Here is an 18,919-nt window from a genome sequence, read left to right on the forward strand (position 1 = left end):
TTCTCGTGGAACCCGGCCGGGCTCGCGTGCCCTGGTGCCGCGCCTCGCCGCGTTGTCGTCGGTCGGGGGGGGGGGCGCCCCCCCCCCTTCCCCCCCCCCCCCCCCCCCCCACCCCAACCCCCCCCCCCCCCCCCCCCCCCCCCCCCCCCCCACTCCCCCGCCGGTTCCGCGAGACGCCCGGTGGGCACGGAGCCGGGTCCTGTCCTCGAACCGGCGCCGCGCGCCGGACGCCGGTTCGAGGACAGGACTCAGGACACGCGGGCCTCGACGCACTCCCGTTCGCCGGCGGGCGCGGGGCGGAAGCAGGCGCGGACGGTGCCGCCGGGGTCGGCCGCGATCATCCGGGTGTAGACGTAGGTCTCCTCGTCCACGGTGTCCTCTATGCGTACGTCACGGGTCGGCCCCGCCGCCCTGATCTCCACCAGGTCACCGATCCTGGCCCCCCACACGCGGGCCCAGGCCGCGCCGCACTTCTCGCTGTAGCGCAGTTCCACATGGGCGCCGGTCTCGGTGCGGTACGTGGTGAGGGTGGCGGGAGCGACGGCGCAGATCAGGCGCAGCGGGTCCTGGCCCTCACAGGCGTCTCCGTGGCACTGGGGGGCGAGTGAGTAGGACGCGGAGTCCGACGGCGGTCCGTCCGCCGAGGTCCCCCGGTCCGACAGCAGGAAGAACACGAGTGCCACCCCGCCGACGATCAGGGCGTACGCCGAGACCACCACCAGCATGAGCGGACCCCCGCGAAGTCGCGGCCGCGCGCTCGCGGCGGGCCGGTGCGGTTCTCCGGCCGCCGGGGCCGGGCCCGCCGCCGACGGATCCGCGGCGGCGGAGGCGGGGACGGCGGCCGGGGGCGCCGCCCGTCCGCTCCAGCCGGACTCGGCTATCTCCCACAGTGCCAACAGCCGCCCGTGCGGCTCGTTCGCGAGACGGCACAGCTCCTGGACGGCCTGACGCGGGGGCAGACTCCTGCCGTTGAGATAGCGCTCCCACGAGGACTTGCTGTACGGGGTCCGCTCCGACAGGGCCGCGAGGCTCAGACCGGTACGGACACGCAACTCCCGCAGTGCCGCGGCCAGGCGGTCGTTCTCCGCCGTCACTCGGGCGCCGCCCCCCGCAGGGACTTCCAGGTGTGCGTACCGATGACGCCGTCCACGACCAGCCCGTCCCGCTTCTGAAGGCGCACGACGGCGCGCTGCGTCTCCGGGCCGAAGATGCCGTCTATGTCACCCGGCGATATCCCGGCCCGGCGCAAGAGGCACTGCGCCTCGGCCACTTCCCGCCCCACGTGCGTGTACGCCAGCATGGTGTCCGAGGTCTGGCTGTGGCCCGCGTACCAGCGGCCGTCATGACGCTCCACCTCGCAGGTGTAGGTGACCGGTATCAAGGTCTCCGACACCCTGGCCGGCGTCACCGGGCCCGCGGCGGAGCGCTCCGCCAGCTCGGCGCGGGCGTCGGCGAGACGCACGGCCAGCACGAGCGCCGCGGAGACCGACAGCACCAGGGCCACCGCTCCCGCCGCGACGGCGGCGCGCAGACCACGTCCGTAGGGCCGCCGCTCCGGCAGAGCCCGTGACGGCGACACCGTGGTGCCTCCCGGGCCGCTCTCCCCGCCGTCGGGGGTGTCCGGGCGCCCCCGGGCCCAGTGGTCGGCCGCTGTCTCGTGCAGCGCAAGCAGCCGGGCCGGATCGTCACCGCCGACGCGGGCGATCGCCTCGACGGCCTCGCGGGGCGGCAGTGACCGACCGTTCAGATACCGCTGCCAGGATCTCGCGCTGTACCCGGTCTTCACGGCCAGTTGGCGCGTGCTCAGCCCGCCGCGGTCCTTCACTGCGCGTAGTCGCACGACCAACTGACGCACATGCGGGTGCAGTCCGGCCGACAGCGGTTTCCAACGCGACATGCGACCCCCATTCGCGTTCGGGACCACTGGTCCGGCCCCGTCTTCCGGGCTCATTCTGCATCATCACCGCGCCTGCCGACGGGGCGGCCCGTTCCGGCTTGAAATCGGCGCCCTCGCTTCCGGCCGTCCCGCCGTGCGGACTGGACGGGTCACGTCACAGCAGGTCAGGGCGTGGGACGTCCCGGGATGGCGTCATTTCCCCAGCCGCTGTGGCCAGGCGGTGCGCCCAGCCAGCAGTCTCGTGGCGGAATCGGACCCTGCGACCGGCTCCACCCAGCACAGCACCATGAAGGGGAACAGCATGCGAGCTCTCTCGAAGGCACTCGTCGGTGTCACCCACCGCAGAGGTCGCCGTCGGTGGGCCGGCCCCCGTGGATGCGGCCGGGGCGGCTTCCGCACCGACCCAGCGGGCGGTGTACGCCGAGATCTCGCCACGCGCCGCGGTCGATCCGGGGCAGGACACAGCCCCGGCGACGCACCGGCCGTGGCGGCTGCGAGTACCTGCCCGTAACCCCGGGACGCCGGGGGGCGTCCCGGAGGCACCCACCAGGGCCGCGTCCGCCGAGTACCCCGACCGGTTCTCCCGCGTCCGCCGATGCGGGCCCGACGCCCTTCACACCGACCGGGTTCCGCCCGCTCGTGCGCCGCGCCCGCTCTCAAGGAGACGGCTCTGAGCAAGAACACCCCGCGGTGGTTGATCCCGGCCGTCGCTTCCGTGCTGGCCGTGCCTTTGATGAGCGGCTGCGCCATCAACAAGGGCACCGCGCTGGCCGCGGATTTCGAGAAGGACTGGGCCGGTACGGCGGACGTGGCGAGCATCCACACCGTCAAGAACAACACGCTGCCCTTCGGTGGGACGGCGACCGGTGTGCTGGTCCTGACGGAGGGCACGTCGGCCGACGTCGTCTCCGAACGGGCCGGCGAGTTGAGGCGGTACGTCGGCCGTCACCGCGACATCACCGGCCGGATCACGGCGGACGGCGTCACGTTCACGGTCGTCGCGGACGAACGCCGCACCGGTGAGGTACTGGCGCTCTGGCGGTCGCTGACGGACGACGAGCGCGTGGTGGGCGGGGACATCAACGACGCGTCGCGCAAGGGCACCCGCGGCTGGCGGTCCGAGATCACCGCGGCCGACGCCCCCGGCACGCTGGTGCTGTTCGAGGACATGGTCTCCGGCGGCGGCCGGTACCGGCCGCTCCCGGACGTGTCGTCCCTGACGGTCGGAACGGAGCGAGGGGCGCGGCCGGGGCTGTCCGTTCAGACCGGTTTCGACGGCACGCTCCCGACCGGGGCGATCGCCGCGTACGAGGCGGTGGCCGCCGAGCACCCGGTCGTCGACGCGGGCCTCTACCCCGACCGTCTGAGCGTCCTGCTGGCCGAGGGAGGGGACCCCGTCCGTGCCGGGGAGCTGGCCAGGAGCACGGCGCCGGGCCTCGGGGACGCGGTCACGGTCACGGTCAGGAGCGAAGGCGGTGGCTGATCGCCTGCCGGAGGTGCCCGGCGTCTCCGGGATCCGCCGCCCCGTGGGCAACCCCGCCCGCGCGACCCCTCGTACGGAACGTTGTGCACGGAAACGCGAGAAGGAGCCCACCGGGTGACCAGTACTCTGAGCCTGCGAGCGCTGCGGCGGCTGCGGACGGCTCCCGGCGGGCAGTTCGACTGCCATGTCGACTTCTCCGACGGGGCGCGGAGCTCGCGCTCCGCCGCCTACGTCGAACGCGAGCTGCCGCCGGGCGGCATATCCGCCTATCTCAAGGCCCGCAAGAACGGCGCACGCTCATTCGTCCTGTGGGCGGACGAGGAGCGGCGGACACCGGTCGCCCGCGTCGTCACCCTCGCCGGGGGACGGCGGGCGCGGTTCGAGGTGCTCGGCCCGCAGGGTGAGTCACTCGCCAGGGTCTCGCGCGACAAGGCGTTCAGCCGGGGCGTACGCACACGGTGGACGGTGAGCCGACCTGGCGCCGCCGACGCCGTGGGGTACAAGGGCCGGATCTTCTGGTGGTGCGTGTGGTGGCTCTGTTCGCCGGTGCTGCCGTTCATCCTCATCGCCCCGCTGCTCAACGGCGGCATCGGTGGCGACTTCCCGCGTGGCCCCCGCCGTATCAAGTGGCGGGCCGGTGGCGGGATGCCGCTGGAGTTCAGGTCGTCCGGCGACACGGTCCATCTGCACGCGCCCGACCTGGACTGGCGGCTCGGCGCGGCCCTCGCGGCCCTGATCCCCTCATTCGACAGCTGGATCGGGAACCCGTGGGACAAGCGGCAGGACTGACGTACGAGAGCTCGGCACGCCTGCCGGCGGGACCTCACCGTCACCGCCGACGGCCGCTTCGCCCGGACGGCCCGGCGGCAGAGCGGGCCGTCCGGGCGACGGCTCCGCCGTCGTGCCTCTCTCCTCGTGGCCGCGTTCACCGAGGACACGCTCGGCCGCCCTGTCGAGCGTGGTCAGCACCCACTGCTCCAGATCGGTGCCCGACCGCTCGGCGGCCTCGTGCCACCACGGGATGCGACCGTGCGGGACGGCGAGCCGCCGTACGGCACCGGTCCGCTTCCCGTGTCCCGCCCCGGCCGCCCCGCCGGTCCCGTTCCCGGTGTCACGAGCGGCGCGCAGGGCGGTACGGAGCTGCTTGGTGGACCACTTCATCCGCTCGGCACGGTCGAGCCACGCCTCCTGCTCACCGACCGGGAGTGAGGCCAGTTCGGCGTGGTGCTGGAAACTCAGCGCCGCACGCCGCCGGTCGAACTCGAATCGCCGTGAGACCCAGGCATAGTTCCGGAGCGTCTGATATCGAAGGCCCGCAGCGCGAACGCCCCGTTGGTACCGGTCCGTGTAGTGGTCCTTCCCGTACACGAGCCAGTCGCCGAGCCACCATGAGGACGAATCCAGCACTCCGGAGAGCCGGCGCCCGGCCTGCTCCCAGTCCTCGAAGGTCGTTCCGGCCGGTATGCGCAGAGCGGTCCTCGTGGTCAGCGGCTGGTCCCGGCCGGGTCCACCCCCCGTCCCCCTTCGCTGTGACACCGGCCGGCCGGCCGTGCGGAGCGCCGCCGCCTTCGCGTTCCCGGAGCTCGTCCCCCGGCTGGTCACCATGCGCGTTCGTTCGTCAACTGCTCGCCCTGTTCACCGAATCCGCCAGCGCGAACCGGAAGCCGTCCGCGCCCGGTACCACCGTTCCGGGCTCGTACGACGGGCACAGTAGCCCGGCCCGGCGCGGAAGTGTGCCGGTCGTTCGACCCACAAGGACCGGCGCGCGCGCCCACCGGAGGACGCGGTGACGGGACAGGCGGACGGGGCCGCCGAGACACCCGAGGGCCGGAGGTCCGGCGAGCGCCTGCTGAACGTGACCGTCGAACGGTACGGGGTGTGGCTGCGGTCCGCCGTCGTCGGGCTGTGCGGTGCGCTGGGCATCGTCGCGGCGGACGCGTCGGAGCTCGCGCCGGCGCTCGCCCTGCTGGTGCCCGCCCTGCTCGCGTGCGGCGTGCGGCTGTACGGGCTGCGCCGCCCGCTCCCGTCCTCGCTGCTGTGGGTGTCGGACGCGGCCGTGGTGGTGCTGACGGGACTGTGCCAGCCGGTCCTCGGCGGCGTCGGCGCGAACGTGATGGTGGAGGCGGTCGTCGGCATCTGCGTCATCACCTTCCAGCAGGAGTGGGCGGTGCGCCCCCTCGTCGGCGCCAACCTGGCGGTGCTCGGGGTCGCGTCCTGCGCGCTCGGCGATGTCCTCGCCTCCCCCGAACGGCTCCCGGAACCGGCGTCGTTGGCGCGGCTGCTCTTCATCGCGGGTCTGTCGAGGGCCGCCTATCTCGTCATCCGCTCACGGTCCCGGGCGGCGGACCGGTCGGCCGCGCTCAGGGCCGCGTCACGCAGGGAGGCCGATGTCGCCGCCGCGCGGAGGGCGACCGAGCGGGAGTACCTGGCGACGTTGCACGATACGGCGAACACGACCCTGCTGATGGTGTCCCAGGGCGTCGGCCGGGACTGGTCGTGGCTCGCTCCCCGTGCCAGAGAGGATCTGGAAGCGCTGTCCGCCATGCCCGGGTTCGAGACGGGGCGCGTCGACCTCGCCGCGCTTCTCGCCTGCGTGCCCGGGGCCGGGGGCTCCGGGAAGGAGGACCAGGCCATGGTGCGGCTCAGGACGCGCGTCGACGGCCCGCTCACCGTGCCGTCCGGCCCCGGGCTCGCGATATTCAACGGGGTCCGGGAGGCCGTCACCAACGTGGCGCGCCACGCCGGGGTCCGGGAGGCGCGGCTCGCGGCATGGGCGCACGAGGACGGCGGTGTCGTCGTCGAACTGGCCGACACGGGGCGGGGTTTCGACCCGGAGGCCGTCCCCCCGCGGCGCCGCGGCATCTCCGGATCCATCATCGGCAGGATGCGGACGGTCGGCGGGTCCGCCACGATCACCTCGCGACCGGGCGCCGGGACCCGTGTGCGGTGGCACTGGCACGCGGCCCCCTCCACGTCGCGGGTGAGGGACGGGGCACCGGTGGAGCAGCCGTCGCGCGTACCCCGCGCCCCGGCCCAGCACACGGCCGTCGCCCGCCTCATCCGGGGCCAGCTGCTCCAAGGGGCCCAACTGGCGGCGCTGTTGATCAGTCTGCTGTCGCAGTTCACCCTCTCGCTGAACCAGCTCACCACCTATCAGAGCGCGTACCGGCCCGCCTGGGCGCAGACGGGCGCCTTCGTCTGCCTCACCGTCGTCGCGGTGACCGCGGCCGTCCATCTGCTGCGCGGCAGGCGGCTCCCGCCGAGGGTGCGCGGCTGGGGGCTCGCCGCGGTGCTGGGCGCTTCGGCGACCTGCGCGTTCACGCTTCCCCCGGAGCGGCTGACGGGCGCGGCGGACTGGGCGTTCGGGCTGGTCGGCTGGCACGCGCTGATTCTCCTGGCCGACCTGCGGGTCAGGGTGTTCGCCATGTTCCTGGTGGCGCACATCGGGCTCAACGCCACCGCGGTGCTGCTCTGGGGCGCGCCGGACGCCGCGCAGGCGGCCGTCATGGGGATCGCCGCGGTCTCCAACTGCGGCTTCCAGCTCTCCGCGGGTGTGCTGACGCGCCTGCTGCACGGTACGGCGCGGACGGCCGCCGCCGAGGCGGCACGTGAGGAGGAGCTGCGTACCCGGGAGCGTATCCACGCGGACATGCAGCGCGATCACAAGGAGCGCTACCGCGCCCTGACGGCGACGACGATTCCCCTGCTCGTGGGGCTCGGCCACGGTGCGCTGAGCCCGTTCGACGAGGACGTCAGGCTGCGCTGCGGTGTGGAGGCCGCCCGTATGCGCCGCCTGTTCGCGGAGAGCGACGCCGTCTCCGACCCGCTGCTGAACGAGTTGCGGGCCTGTGTGGAGGTGGCCGAGCACCAGGGGGCGACCGTGAGTCTGGCCGTGCGCGGCCGTCCGGGTGAGGTGCCGGTGGAGATACGCAGGGAGTTGATCGACCCGGTGGCGGTGGTCGTGGGCCGTACCCGCTCGGTGGCACGGGTGACGGTCGTGTGGACTCCCGGATCGGTCCGGGTGAGTGTGATCAGCGAGGGCGACGAGGGCGGTCCCTCTTCAGGAGGGAGTGCTCGATCCGATGGCCGTGAGACGGACGCGAGGGTGACTGTGGCCAGAACGACGCGGGGCGGAAGTCTGTGGGTGGAGTCCCTGTGGAGACGGACCGCGATCTCGGGAGTTGATCCGGTATGAGTGACGGCGCACCGGTCAGCGTGGTCGTCGTCGACGACCATCCCGCCATTCTCTCCGGCATCGAGGCGTGGTACGCCGCGTCGCGGCGGCCGATCACCGTGGTCGCGGCCGGGGCCTCCGTCCAGGAGGCGTGGACCGCGCCCGGCAGTACGGCCGATGTCGTCCTGCTGGATCTGCAACTGGGCCAGGGCGGCCCGGTCTTCGGCAGTCTGCGCAGGCTCGTCGACGCCGGGCGGCAGGTGGTCGTCTACTCGATGCGCGACGACGAGAAGACGGCGCTCAACTGCCTGGACCTGGGGGCCGCGACGTTCCTCGCCAAGAGCGAGGGCCGGCTGCACCTGGTCGAGGCGACGCTGGCGGCAGCCGACGAGCGGCCCTACATGCCGCCCGCGCTGGCCGGCGCGCTGGGTACGAACGCCCGCGCCGACCGCCCCCAGCTCTCCGTACGCGAGGAGAACGTGCTCATCGAGTGGTTCCAGTCGGAGTCGAAGGAACTGGTCGCGCAGCGCCTGGGCATCTCGGTACGGACGGTCAACTCGTATCTGGACCGGGTGCGGATCAAGTACGCGAACGTCGGGCGCCCCGCGCGGACCAAGGCGAGCCTGGTGGCCCGCGCGGTACAGGACGGGCTGGTCGACGTGGACGATCTCTGAGCGCGGGGTTTCCTACCTTTCACCCCTTGCGCCCCGCCCCCCCTTGAACCCCCGACGTGTGTCCCGTCGTCCCGTCGTGCGTCGTGCGTCGTCCCGTTGTCCTGTCGACGGGACACGGTGTCGGGCGATCGGAGCGGTGACAGCGCGCTTTCCGGACGCCGGCGCAACCCGGACCACCCGGCGGGCTGTCATACGCGCTGCCGGTCACCGACCGGCTTCGACCGTGACCACGCACCGCGTGGTCGTCACCACTCTGGACGGACTCATGCGCAGAATCATCGCCGCACTGGCCACCCTGGCCGCCGCGGGTGCCACGGTCGTGGCCACCCCCAGTGGCGCCGAAGCCGCCACCACATGGCAGGCCCACGACAAGAACTGCAAGACAGTGACGGCCGGCTCGGCCTGTGCCGAGGTGCAGAAGCGGGTCACCGACTCCGGGTCCGTCACCGGCTACCGGGGGCGGCTGACCGTCACTCCCACCGCCGGTGGTTCGATCACGCCGACCACCTACTCGTGGAGCAGCGGCGGGGTGCTCAAGGACCTCTGCGCCGGCGGGTGCACACCGAAGACCACGGCCTGGGCCTCCTCCTGGTCCCCGGTCGAGACAACCGCGGGCGCCTATGTCGCGCGCGGCACGATGACCGACGACCATCTGATGATCGGCGCCTCATGGGCCGCGTGGACGAAGGTCGCCGGCCGGTGCGTGACGTACAGCGCGGGCGAGGTCTGCGTGAACCGGCACGAGCGCAGCTACCGCACGATCGGGCACGAACGCGCCCAGATCCAGGTCAAGCCCAAGTCCGGCCAGTGGATCGAGCCGAAGTGGGTGCGGGTGGGCCACGTGGTCAACGGCGAGAGCAGCTCGCAGACCGCGGACCTCTGCGACCCGTCCTGCACCCGGCGCACCACCAGCTGGTCGGGCACCACCATGCGCCAGCGCAGCGGCTTCGACGAGGGCTTCGCCTCGGCGAGCTGGACCCTCCCCTCGGGAGCGGTCAAGAGCATGCGGGTCGCCTACCCCTGACGGACACGCGCCGACGCGTGAGGCGCTCATCGCGCCGCCGCTCCCGGTCCGGTCGGCGCGGGACCGACGACGGCGGACCGTGACCGAGCCCCGCCGGGCGCGTTCGTACCGGGCGGCCGTCCGGGCAGGTCCCGGGCGGCCGATCGGCCCGGCCCACGGGCCGGGCCGACGGGGCCGGTGGCGGTGCCGTGGGGGGCTCGCCGGCGGATGGTCAGATCTCCTCGGCCAGCGCGGCGAGCCCCGGTCCCTCCAGGTCGTCCAGTGCCACCCGCCGGCGGGAGACGGCCAGCAGCAGTGACAGCGCGGGGCCGCTCACCTCCGGGCCTTCGCCGATCGTGATGCCGGCGTCCGTGGCCGTCAGCCGGGTACGGGCCACGAGTTCCCTGGCCCCGCCGAAGGAGGCGGGAGTCCGGGCCTGGAGGCGCAGCGATCTGACGACGGCCCGCCCCGGGTAGGAGTGGACGATCCCCAGCGGCCGGCGAATGTCCTCGCCGTGGACGATCTCCTCGACGAGCCGGCTGTCGAGGGGCGCCGGCGGGGTCGAGGTGCGGGGCGCCACCCGGCGCAGGCGGTCCAGCGTCTCCCGCGGTGAGGCCCCGCGTTCGCGTGCGACGCCGCGGGCGTTCTGGAGGTCGAAGTCGAACCGCGCACGGACCAGGCCGGCCAGGAAGCCCAGCCGTGTCGCCCGCGCCGTGTCGGCCAGGTGCGCGACCACGTCGTGCACGGTCCACCCGGCGCAGAGCGACGGCTCGTCCCAGCGCCCGTCGTCGACGCGTTCCAGGTCGCCGATGAGCGCGGCACGCTCCGCGTGGACCATCGGCCAGACATCTCCCACGGCTTCCTCCATCGGTCGGCTACGGCATCCGTCAGGGCAGACCCGGCGCGTGCCGGGAACTCATCGGCCCCGCTCGCGGTGGTCGCCGGCCGCCCGTACCGCCGGGTGCGGCCGACGGCCTGCCGCGCAGGCGTGACAGCGGCCGCGCCGGTGGCCGGTGTCGACCGGCCGATACCCTGTCCGGATGACCCAGCAGCCCACGCCGGACGTACGCCGGCCCGCGAACCGGGGGCCGAAGGCCGCCGCGGGCAACCGGGCCGCTCTGGTCGCCGCCGCACGGGAGATCTACGCGCTGCACGGTCTGGACGCCCCGCTGTCCGGCATCGCGCGCAGGGCGGGGGTCGGACAGGGGGTGCTGTACCGGCACTTCCCCGACCGGGACGCCATCGCGTCCGCGGTCCTGGAGGAGAACGTGCGCCAGATCGAGCAGGCGGCCGCCGCCGAGGAGGCGACCTTCGCCGGGGTCCTGGGAGTGGTGACCTGGCATCTGGCGCAGTCGGCGGCCTTCATCGGCCTGCTGCACGCCGACGGCGCGAACGGCCGCTTCCGCGCCCACGCGCTGGCCGGGAACCTGTCCGAGCGGTTCGAGCGCTCCCTGCGGAGGTGCCTGCCGGACGGCCACCGCCTGGGTGCCCCGGACGCGCCGGACGACCTCATGCTGGCCGTCGCCATGGTCTCCGGGGCGGTCACCGGTCCCACGCCCGGGGAACGTGAACGCCGGGCCCTGGCGGCCTGGCGGTTGCTCGGCATCACGGTGGGACCGGTGGCGCCCTTCAAGGCTGGGAGCCAGGGCTGACGGCGCGGAGCGGGGCCGTCGGCGTCAGCCCCCGTTGGACTGCCGTACGCCCTCGGCGAGCGCGTCGAAGGTGTACAGGTATCCGCCGGCGGGCCCGCTGACGGTCATGTAGGCCGTGGTCCCGCCGGGCCTGATGGCCACGTTGGTCGCCGACTCCAGCCCCTTGGCGCGGGCGGGGACCTCCACGGTCGCGAGCCGTTCGCCGTACTTGTCGTACACGGCCATCGCGGGCCGGCCGTGCAGTGCCTGGTACAGGTTGCCGTCCGCGTCCACGGCGATCGAGTCGGTCCGGGCGACGCCGCCGTCGACACGGACGGCGGTGTGGCGGCCGGCCGAGCCGGGGCGCCGGACGACGGGCAGGTAGGAGATCCGGTTCTCCGTCAGCTCGCTGATCCACAGCCCGCGGTGGCCGATGTCGAACGAGATGCCGTTGGGCGCCGCAAGGCCGTCGGCCAGGACGGTGGCGTTCTCCCCGTCGCGGTCGATACGCACCACCCGGCCGCGCGCCTCGCCCTCGGACATACCGAGGGAGTCGCTCACGTACAGGTTGCCCTCCTGGTCGAAGGCGATGTCGTCGGGTCGCATCACGGCGCCGTCGACCTCGCCGGTGAAGAAGGTGCGCCGGTCGCTGCCGTCGGGGGCCAGGGAGACGATCTCGCCGTGGGCGAAGTCGGTCAGGTGGAGCCGGCCGTCGTACGGGCTGAACTGGGCCGAGGTGTAAGCGCCCTCGCTGTCGGTGAAGACCTTCCGCACCGTCTTCTTCCGGACATCCACGCTCATGACCTTGGGCGCTCCGGCGGGTGCGGTGACGTCGACGACGACGAGCCTGCCGTCGTCGCCGAAGACCGGTCCTTCCAGCAAGGTCATTCCGGTCTCCTCGTGAACCGCCGTCAGCCGCATGAGCGCGTGCGCGGTGACGGTCCCGCCGCGCACGGTGGGCGTCGCCCCGTCGCCGGGAGTGGGCCTGTCGGTGCCGCATCCGGCCAGGACCAGCGCGCCGAGCGCGGCGCACACGGCGAGAGGCCGGTTCCGGAGTCGTCGCATGGGGGGTGCTCGCTTTCTGTCCGAAGGTCGCCGTACCCCCACACCCTAACCGGACATCACTGTCCGGTTGTTGTTACGGTTCCTCAAGACCCTTCACCGGCAGGGCGGTTCGGCGGCTCAAGGGCGGCCGGCCCGTACCGGACAGATGGACGGAAGAGAGGCACCCACCGCATGACGTCCCCCCAGACGCCGACCTCCGACGAGATCGCCGCACTGCGACAGCGCTACCGCCACGAGCGGGAGCGGCGCGTGCGCCCCGACGGCACCGGCCAGTACCGCGGCGCCGAGGCCGAGTTCGGCTTCTACGCCGCCGACCCCTACGTGGGCGAGGTGGCCGACCGCGAGCCGCTGCGCGACACGGTCGACGTCGCCGTCGTCGGGGGCGGATTCGGCGGTGTGCTCGCCGGGGCGCGGTTGCGGCAGCGGGGCGTGGAGCGGGTCCGCGTCATCGACAAGGGCGGTGACTTCGGGGGCACTTGGTACTGGAACCGGTACCCGGGCGTCCACTGCGACATCGAGTCACACGTGTACCTGCCGATGCTCGACGAGACCGGATACGTGCCGGAGTGGAAGTACTCCCCCGGCGAGGAGATCAGGCTCCACGCGGTCCGGATCGCGCGGCGGTTCGGGCTCCGCGCGGACGCCCTGTTCTCCACCTCGGTCACCGCGCTGACCTGGGAGGAGGGCTCCCGCACCTGGGTCGTGGACACCGACCGGGGCGACCGGTTCCGGGCGACGTACGTGGTCACAGCCACCGGCCTGCTGACCGAGCCGAAGCTGCCCAGGATCCCCGGCATCGAGGACTTCAGGGGCCACACCTTCCACACGTCCCGATGGGACTACGCCTACACCGGGGGCACCGCGGAAGGCGGCCTGACCGGGCTGGCGGACAGACGCGTGGGCGTCGTCGGTACCGGCGCCACCGGCGTACAGGTCATTCCGATGCTGGCGAGGGACGCCGGGCACGTCCATGTCTTCCAGCGCACCCCCTCCACGGTGGACGTACGCGCCAACCGCCGCACCACGGCGGGGGACGTCGGCGCGGAGCGCGACGGCTGGGCCCGCGAGCGCCGTGACAACTTCCTGGGCATCGTCTCGGGCGAGGAGCCCGGCGAGGATCTCGTGGCGGACGGGTGGACGGCGTCGGCCGGCCTCCTGGAGAAACTGCTGCCGAGCTTCCGCCGCTCCGGCGACCGGGATGCCTTCGAGGCTGCCTACGAAGCCGCCGACGCCGCCAAGATGAACGAGATCCGTGCCCGCGTCGAGCGGACCGTCACGGACCCGGTGACGGCCGGGAAGCTCCAGCCCTGGTACCGGTACGCCTGCAAGCGCCCCGCCTTCTCCGATCTCTACTACCCGGCGTTCAACCGGGGCAATGTCACCCTGGTCGACACCGCGGACACCCACGGCATCGAACGCGTCACCGAGCACGGTGTCGTGGTCGGGGACACCGTGCACGCGCTCGACTGCCTGATCTTCGCCACCGGGTTCTCCGTCGGGGTCTCCGGCATCCACTCCGGGAAGCTCCCCGTCCGCGGCCGGGGAGGAAGCACCCTGCTCGACACATGGGCACGGCACGGCGTCCGCACCCTGCACGGCGCCACGAGCAACGGCTTCCCGAACCTGATCCAGCTGGGGTCACTCCAGAACGCCAGTAGCGTCAACTTCACCCACGTCCTGGACGAGCAGGCCGTGCACGCCGCCGCGCTCGTCGCGGCGGCCGAGGCCAAGGGCGCCCTGATCGAACCGTCCCGCGAGGCGGAGGACGCCTGGATCGCCACCATGGCGCGGGACGCACCCGACCACGAGTGGTTCCACGCCGACTGCACTCCCGGCTACTACAACGGGGAGGGACGCGGACGCCCCAACGGCGCGGGCGCCTACCCGCACGGCGCCCGCGCCTTCCACGAACTCCTGCGCCGCTGGCGGGAGGAGTCGATCGACGAGGTACTCGCGTAAGCGGGGCGCCGGGAATCCGCGGGGCGGAACCGCCATCCGGATCACCGCGAGCGGCCCTTCCGGTGACGGGGAGGCCCCCCGTGAACGAGCGGGCCGCCGCGGGGGTACGGCACCTCGGCACGGACCGACCCGGCGACGCGCGAGGAGAGCAGCCATGTACGCAGCGGTACGGCGGTACGAAGGCGTGACCGACCCGCCCGAGGTGGCACGCCTGGTGAGAGAGGGCTTCGTGCCGCTCGTACGAGAGATCCCCGGCTTCGTGGCCTTCTACTGGATCGACGCCGGGAACGGGGTGTCCGTCTCCACCAGCGTCTTCGAGGACCGGGCAGGGGCCGAGGAGTCGACCCTGCGGGCAGCGCACTTCGTGCGGGACAACCTCGCCGCACGGCTCCCCGACCCACCCCAGGTCACGGCGGGGCAGGTCGGGGCGTCCGCGTAGCCGGACAGCGCGGGTCCGGCAGGGGCGTCAGCGTCTGCGGGCGATGGTCAGACCGTCCGCGATCGGCAGCAGCATGGACTCGACCCGGTCGTCGGCGCGGACATGGGCGTTGAACTCACGGATCGCCAGACCGTTGCCCTCGGCACCGGCATTCGCGGCCGCGCCGCCGTACAGCACGTTGTCGGCGAGGAGCAGGCCGCCCGGGCGCACCCTCGGTACGAGTTCTTCCCAGTAGGCGCGGTAGCCGTCCTTGTCGGCGTCCAGGAAGGCGATGTCGATGTCCGGCTCCGCGGGCAGGGCACGGAGGGTGTCGAGGGCGGGGGCGATGCGGAGGTCGATGCGGTCCCGGAGACCGGCCTCCTCCCACGCCTCCTCCGCGACGGCGGTCCACTCCGTGGAGATGTCGCAGGTGATCAGGGTGCCGCCGGGGACCAGCCCCTCGGCGAGGGCGAGGGTCGAGTAACCGGTGAACGTGCCCACCTCGACGATGCGGCGGGCGCCGGTGAGCCGCGCCAGCAGGGTGAGCAGCACGCCCTGTTCGTGCGGGATCTGCATCTCGGCGGGTCCGCCGAGGGCCCTGGTGCGGGCGATCAGCCGGTCCTGGACGGGGGTGGGCGGTTCCGCCTGGGCCACGACGTAGTCGTACAGGGCGGGGGTGAGGGGGACGGACTTGATCTGGTCCGCGGGGCTGCTCATGTCGTCAGTTCCTTCGCCGGGAGTGAGTGGGGGTCTCTGCCGCGGGTCGCGCCCGAGCCGGAGCGGCAGTTCCGGTCCCGTCCGGTTCTCTCACACCATCGCCTCCGCGGCCAAGGGCGACGTGCGCACGCCGGTGGCACGAGGGATCCTCCGTCCGGCCGCGACGCGGCCACGAGCGACAAGCGCGCGGCGCTCCGCCGAACCGGGCCATCGTTCGTCCGGTAGCGGGGAGACGCCCCGCGGGGCGCCGTGGCCACAGGGGGGAACGTTGATCAGCTCGGTCGGCAGCGCGGTTCGGACGGAGCCGGGGCGGTCGGTGTACGACCGTCCCCCGCCGCCACCGGTGGCGGACCCACCCGCCGGGACTCCGGGGGACCCCGCCGCGGCGTCCCCCGCCGAGCGGCGGATGCTGGTCGTCGCGCTCGCCACCCGATACGCCGGGGCGGGCAGGCAGGAGAAGACGCAGATCCTCGACCGGCTGTGCGCGGCGACCGGCTGGCACCGCAGCCATGCCCGCAAGGCGCTGCTGACCGCCGTACGCCCGAAGCGGCCCGGCCTGCCGCGCGGGTACGCGAAGTACGACACCGATGTCGTCGCCGCGCTGCTGTTCTGCTGGACCGTGCTGGACAGGCCCGCGGGCAAGCGGCTGGCACCGGTACTGCCGGAGCTGGTGCCGGTACTGCGCCGCCACGACGAACTGGACATCGACGACGGGACCGCGGAGCTGCTGATGGGGATGTCCGCGGCGACGATCGATCGCCGGCTGGCGCCGCACCGGCGGCCGGGCCGCACGACGACCCGGATACGGGCCGGTTCGTCACCGCGCAACGAAGTCCCCCTCCTGGCCTGGTCGGAGTGGGACGACACGCGGCCGGGTTTCATGGAGATCACGGTCGCCGGGCACGGCGCCGGTGCGCCGGGCGGTGACCATCTGCACACGGTGTCCGCCACCGACATCGCCACCGGGTGGACCGAGAACCGCACGGTGCGGACGGTCAACGGCGTGGGCGTCGCGCTGGACAGGATCTCGCGGATGCTGCCGTTCCCGGTGCTCGGGCTCGATTTCGGTGACGACGACACGAGAGCGGACGCCGTGCTGCTGCGCTGGTGCGGGCAGCGCAGGGTGACGTTCACCCACGCGCGCCCCGCCCGTGACGGCGGCCGTCATGTCGGCCAGAAGAACTGGAGCACGCTGCGTTCCATCGCCGACGGGTTCCGCTACGACACGACCGGGGAACTGGTTCTCCTCAACGAGATCTGGGCGGCGCTGTCCGGACTCTCCAACTACTTCTGGCCGCAGCAGTACTCCGTGCCGGCCGGCGGGCAGGGGGGCCGGCGCCGCAAGGAGTACGAGACCGCCACGCCCTACCACCGCACCCTGCGCCACAGCGCTGTCACCGGTGAGGACAAGGCGATCCTGAAGGACATCCACGTCGGCGCGAATCCGGCGGACCTGCACCGGCGGATCGAGGCGATGACCGGGCGGCTGCATCTGCTGGCGGCGCACAAGGCAGCCCCGGCGGCCGGTCCGGTGACCCTGCGGCCATGAGCCGGTGAGCCGGTGACCCTGTGGTACGGGCCCGGCCCGGCCGGACGGACGCGCCGGGTGATCCGGCCGGCCCGCCCGGCGCTCCCCCGTGTCCCGGGCCCCGTCGCCTCCCACAGCCCTACGAGACGCGCTGTGTGGCGCTGACGGCCATCGCGGCGAGCCGGTCCTTCGCCTCGGCGGTCGCGCCGCTCGTCCGCAGCACGGAGAGTGCCCGGTCGGTGCGAAGGGCGATGTCCCGTTCGATGTGGTCGACCGCGCCGGTCGCGGTGATGACGGCACGGATCCTGCCGAGTTCGCCGTCGGAGATGTCGGTGCCGATCCTCGCCCTGAGGAACCGCGCCCCGGCCGGATCGCTCTCGTCGGCGCGTCGCAGCGCGGAGGCCAGCAGCACCGTCCGCTTGCCCTCGCGGAGGTCGTCGCCCGACGGCTTGCCCGTCACCGCGGGGTCGCCGAAGATCCCCAGCAGATCGTCGCGGAGCTGGAAGGCGATGCCGACGTTCACGCCGAACGTGCGGTAGGCGGTGACGAGACCGGGATCGGCGCCGGCGATCGCGGCGCCCAGGTGCAGCGGGCGTTCCACCGTGTACGAGGCCGTCTTGTACCGGTTGACGCGCAGCGCCGCACCGATGTCCTCGTCGCCGCTCGCCTCGGCGGTCAGGTCGAGCAGCTGCCCGCCGAGGACTTCCGTGCGGATGGCGGACCAGACCGGCAGGACGCGTGCCTTCGCGTCCGCCGGGAGACCGGACAGCTGGACCATGTCGTCGGCCCATGCCTGGGCCAGGTCGCCGACCAGGATGGCGGCGGCCGCGCCGAACGTCTCCGGATCGCCGGACCAGCCCCGGGCCCGGTGCCGGTCGGCGAACGTCACATGCGCGGCGGGAAGGCCGCGGCGGGTGAGGGACGCGTCGATGATGTCGTCGTGGATCAGGGCGGACGCGTGCAGCAGCTCAAGGGCCGTACAGCAGCGCAGGACCGCGTCGGCGGCCGGCCCCGACGTGTCACCACCGGCGCCGAGCCAGCCCGTCCAGGCGAAGGCCGGCCGCACGCGTTTGCCGCCGCGCAGGACATAGCCCTCCAGTTCGGCGACGGCCGCGGCGAAGCCGGGGCCGATCGCGTCGGCGGCGGCCCGGCGGTCGGCGAAGAACGCCTGGAGCACGGCGTCGACGGCGTCCGCACTCGCGACGGTGTCGGATGATGTGACGGTCATGGCCGGCTCACCGGCCGATCAGGACGAAGACCGCCAGGACCACGGTCGTCCAGCCGACCAGCGCGGCGTGGTAGGGGCCGATGAGCGACTTCTTGTGGAGGGCGGCGATCGCCGAGTCCATCGTGGCGCCGCGCACGTCCCGCACCACCGTGAACAGCAGTCGCTGGCTCAGCAGCCAGGCGACGGCGAGGGGGACGAGCGCCCAGGTGACGCCGAAGGTGGCGGACACGGAGCCGATCATCAGCAGCGCGCCCGCGAACAGCATGCCGGACTGGATGTACATCGTCCTGGTGAGTCCCCAGGCGACGGTGTAGGTCCGGATCCCGAACTGCTCGTCCTCCAGGTAGTCCTCGGCGTGGCTGGTGACGAACAGCGACACCAGGGCCATCGCGAAGCCCGCCAGGGTCACGACGCTGCCCCACTCCACCTCCTGCTCGTAGGAGCGCAGGACGAAGAGACCGGGCAGGAACACCAGGCTCAGCTGGAGTGTCGGCAGCTGCCAGGCTCCGGCGCTCTTCAGCTTCAGCGGGGGGACCGAGTACTGGAAGCCGAGGATTCCCACGACGACCGCGATCAGGAGGAGATCCCAGTGTCCGGTCCGGACGGCGAGGATCGTGGCCAGGGCGCTGCACACGGCCGTCGACACGGCGATGTGGACGACGACCCGCGAGACCCCGAGCCCGTAAATGGCCTCCGACTGACGGGACTTGTACAGGGCGTCCTGCTCGCGGTCGGCCAGGGCGTTCGTCATGTTGCCGATCTGCATGCCGGAGATGGCGTAGAGGACGGCGAGGACCATGTTGAGCGAGAGGAAGTCTCCCCAGGAGTGTGCGCCGAGGAGGGCCGGTGCGAGGGCGACGGTGAGGATGACCGGCATGAACTCGAATCGCCGGATCACCAGTACGTACCGGACGCGGGCGGCCAGTGAGGGGCGTTCACCGGGCGCGCCCTGGGGGTCGGTCAGGATCTCGGTCAGTTTCTCGGTGAGTGTCGCGGTGTCGGCGCTCGGCATGGGTCCTTGCCTTTCTCTGCGGGAGCTCGGAGATCGCGTCGGGGGGGGGGGGGGGGGGGGGGGGGGGGGGGGGGGGGGGGGGGGGGGGGGGGGGGGGGGGGGGGGGGGGGGGGGGGGGGGGGGGGGGGGG

At 73.1% G+C, this 18,919-nt stretch carries 17 protein-coding genes; 9 read left to right on the top strand and 8 right to left on the bottom strand.

What is annotated here, in order from left to right:
• Window positions 1–248 precede the first annotated feature (248 nt).
• Both ACZ61E_RS31680 and ACZ61E_RS31685 read right to left on the bottom strand, forming a co-directional pair.
• Window positions 249–1,094 (bottom strand): helix-turn-helix domain-containing protein, encoded by an 846-nt coding sequence (locus tag ACZ61E_RS31680; RefSeq protein WP_469703770.1) that lies wholly within the window; start codon window positions 1,092–1,094, stop codon window positions 249–251.
• Window positions 1,091–1,897 carry a peptidoglycan-binding protein gene (locus ACZ61E_RS31685; RefSeq protein WP_469703772.1) on the bottom strand — a complete coding sequence of 269 codons (807 nt, stop codon included), beginning with the start codon at window positions 1,895–1,897 and terminating at the stop codon, window positions 1,091–1,093. The genes ACZ61E_RS31680 and ACZ61E_RS31685 overlap by 4 nt, the downstream gene beginning before the upstream one ends.
• A 724-nt stretch (window positions 1,898–2,621) precedes the next feature.
• On the opposite strand from ACZ61E_RS31685, the gene ACZ61E_RS31690 reads away from it, so the two are divergent.
• Entirely contained in the window at window positions 2,622–3,380 is a 759-nt protein-coding gene (locus ACZ61E_RS31690; RefSeq protein ID WP_469703773.1) for a hypothetical protein, read from the top strand.
• A gap of 114 nt (window positions 3,381–3,494) precedes the next feature.
• Complete coding sequence (locus tag ACZ61E_RS31695; RefSeq protein ID WP_469703774.1) at window positions 3,495–4,169, top strand: hypothetical protein; 675 nt, start codon at window positions 3,495–3,497, stop codon at window positions 4,167–4,169.
• Here ACZ61E_RS31695 and ACZ61E_RS31700 read toward each other — a convergent pair.
• Window positions 4,122–4,985: an LmbU family transcriptional regulator gene (locus tag ACZ61E_RS31700; protein WP_469703775.1), complete on the bottom strand. Its 864-nt coding sequence runs from the start codon at window positions 4,983–4,985 to the stop codon at window positions 4,122–4,124. The two genes, ACZ61E_RS31695 and ACZ61E_RS31700, sit on opposite strands and share 48 nt — an antisense overlap.
• Window positions 4,986–5,166: 181 nt before the next feature.
• On the opposite strand from ACZ61E_RS31700, the gene ACZ61E_RS31705 reads away from it, so the two are divergent.
• From ACZ61E_RS31705 to ACZ61E_RS31715, 3 genes are all read left to right on the top strand, one after another.
• Window positions 5,167–7,575 carry a sensor histidine kinase gene (locus ACZ61E_RS31705; RefSeq protein WP_469703776.1) on the top strand — a complete coding sequence of 803 codons (2,409 nt, stop codon included), beginning with the start codon at window positions 5,167–5,169 and terminating at the stop codon, window positions 7,573–7,575.
• On the top strand, window positions 7,572–8,228 hold the full coding sequence (locus ACZ61E_RS31710) for a DNA-binding response regulator (RefSeq protein ID WP_469703778.1): 657 nt from the start codon (window positions 7,572–7,574) through the stop codon (window positions 8,226–8,228). Before ACZ61E_RS31705 ends, ACZ61E_RS31710 begins: the two co-directional genes overlap by 4 nt.
• A 223-nt stretch (window positions 8,229–8,451) precedes the next feature.
• Complete coding sequence (locus ACZ61E_RS31715) at window positions 8,452–9,252, top strand: hypothetical protein (protein ID WP_469703779.1); 801 nt, start codon at window positions 8,452–8,454, stop codon at window positions 9,250–9,252.
• A 211-nt stretch (window positions 9,253–9,463) separates the two neighbouring features.
• On the opposite strand, the gene ACZ61E_RS31720 is transcribed toward ACZ61E_RS31715, so the two are convergent.
• Entirely contained in the window at window positions 9,464–10,099 is a 636-nt protein-coding gene (locus ACZ61E_RS31720; protein WP_469703781.1) for a maleylpyruvate isomerase family mycothiol-dependent enzyme, read from the bottom strand.
• Window positions 10,100–10,271: 172 nt separating this feature from the next.
• Here ACZ61E_RS31720 and ACZ61E_RS31725 point away from each other — a divergent pair, with 172 nt between their 5' ends.
• Window positions 10,272–10,883, top strand: coding sequence for a TetR/AcrR family transcriptional regulator (locus ACZ61E_RS31725; protein ID WP_469703783.1), 612 nt, complete (start codon window positions 10,272–10,274; stop codon window positions 10,881–10,883).
• Window positions 10,884–10,907: 24 nt separating this feature from the next.
• On the opposite strand, the gene ACZ61E_RS31730 is transcribed toward ACZ61E_RS31725, so the two are convergent.
• On the bottom strand, window positions 10,908–11,927 hold the full coding sequence (locus ACZ61E_RS31730) for an SMP-30/gluconolactonase/LRE family protein (RefSeq protein WP_469703784.1): 1,020 nt from the start codon (window positions 11,925–11,927) through the stop codon (window positions 10,908–10,910).
• A 171-nt stretch (window positions 11,928–12,098) separates the two neighbouring features.
• Here ACZ61E_RS31730 and ACZ61E_RS31735 point away from each other — a divergent pair, with 171 nt between their 5' ends.
• On the top strand, window positions 12,099–13,886 hold the full coding sequence (locus ACZ61E_RS31735; RefSeq protein WP_469703786.1) for a flavin-containing monooxygenase: 1,788 nt from the start codon (window positions 12,099–12,101) through the stop codon (window positions 13,884–13,886).
• A gap of 154 nt (window positions 13,887–14,040) precedes the next feature.
• Window positions 14,041–14,325 carry a hypothetical protein gene (locus ACZ61E_RS31740; protein WP_469703787.1) on the top strand — a complete coding sequence of 95 codons (285 nt, stop codon included), beginning with the start codon at window positions 14,041–14,043 and terminating at the stop codon, window positions 14,323–14,325.
• Between the two features lie 27 nt (window positions 14,326–14,352).
• Here the strand turns inward: ACZ61E_RS31740 and ACZ61E_RS31745 are convergent, their stop codons facing one another.
• Window positions 14,353–15,021, bottom strand: coding sequence for an O-methyltransferase (locus ACZ61E_RS31745; RefSeq protein ID WP_469703789.1), 669 nt, complete (start codon window positions 15,019–15,021; stop codon window positions 14,353–14,355).
• Window positions 15,022–15,337: 316 nt separating this feature from the next.
• Between ACZ61E_RS31745 and ACZ61E_RS31750 the strand changes: the two genes are divergently transcribed.
• Window positions 15,338–16,570, top strand: coding sequence for a hypothetical protein (locus ACZ61E_RS31750; RefSeq protein WP_469703791.1), 1,233 nt, complete (start codon window positions 15,338–15,340; stop codon window positions 16,568–16,570).
• A gap of 118 nt (window positions 16,571–16,688) precedes the next feature.
• Here ACZ61E_RS31750 and ACZ61E_RS31755 read toward each other — a convergent pair whose 3' ends face one another.
• Both ACZ61E_RS31755 and ACZ61E_RS31760 read right to left on the bottom strand, forming a co-directional pair.
• Window positions 16,689–17,777, bottom strand: a complete 1,089-nt coding sequence (locus ACZ61E_RS31755; protein WP_469703793.1) for a polyprenyl synthetase family protein — start codon at window positions 17,775–17,777, stop codon at window positions 16,689–16,691.
• A gap of 7 nt (window positions 17,778–17,784) precedes the next feature.
• Window positions 17,785–18,789 carry a UbiA family prenyltransferase gene (locus tag ACZ61E_RS31760; RefSeq protein ID WP_469703795.1) on the bottom strand — a complete coding sequence of 335 codons (1,005 nt, stop codon included), beginning with the start codon at window positions 18,787–18,789 and terminating at the stop codon, window positions 17,785–17,787.
• Window positions 18,790–18,919: the final 130 nt, after the last annotated feature.

This window comes from Streptomyces sp. NPDC104581 (assembly GCF_055583685.1).

What these genes read in the sequence shown, in the direction of transcription:
- ACZ61E_RS31685 (WP_469703772.1), bottom strand. Translation starts at nt 1,897, where the DNA reads ATGTCGCGTTGGAAACCGCTGTCGGCCGGACTGCACCCGCATGTGCGT.
- ACZ61E_RS31700 (WP_469703775.1), bottom strand. Translation starts at nt 4,985, where the DNA reads ATGGTGACCAGCCGGGGGACGAGCTCCGGGAACGCGAAGGCGGCGGCG.
- ACZ61E_RS31710 (WP_469703778.1), top strand. Translation starts at nt 7,572, where the DNA reads ATGAGTGACGGCGCACCGGTCAGCGTGGTCGTCGTCGACGACCATCCC.
- ACZ61E_RS31720 (WP_469703781.1), bottom strand. Translation starts at nt 10,099, where the DNA reads ATGGAGGAAGCCGTGGGAGATGTCTGGCCGATGGTCCACGCGGAGCGT.
- ACZ61E_RS31725 (WP_469703783.1), top strand. Translation starts at nt 10,272, where the DNA reads ATGACCCAGCAGCCCACGCCGGACGTACGCCGGCCCGCGAACCGGGGG.
- ACZ61E_RS31730 (WP_469703784.1), bottom strand. Translation starts at nt 11,927, where the DNA reads ATGCGACGACTCCGGAACCGGCCTCTCGCCGTGTGCGCCGCGCTCGGC.
- ACZ61E_RS31735 (WP_469703786.1), top strand. Translation starts at nt 12,099, where the DNA reads ATGACGTCCCCCCAGACGCCGACCTCCGACGAGATCGCCGCACTGCGA.
- ACZ61E_RS31740 (WP_469703787.1), top strand. Translation starts at nt 14,041, where the DNA reads ATGTACGCAGCGGTACGGCGGTACGAAGGCGTGACCGACCCGCCCGAG.
- ACZ61E_RS31745 (WP_469703789.1), bottom strand. Translation starts at nt 15,021, where the DNA reads ATGAGCAGCCCCGCGGACCAGATCAAGTCCGTCCCCCTCACCCCCGCC.
- ACZ61E_RS31755 (WP_469703793.1), bottom strand. Translation starts at nt 17,777, where the DNA reads ATGACCGTCACATCATCCGACACCGTCGCGAGTGCGGACGCCGTCGAC.
- ACZ61E_RS31760 (WP_469703795.1), bottom strand. Translation starts at nt 18,789, where the DNA reads ATGCCGAGCGCCGACACCGCGACACTCACCGAGAAACTGACCGAGATC.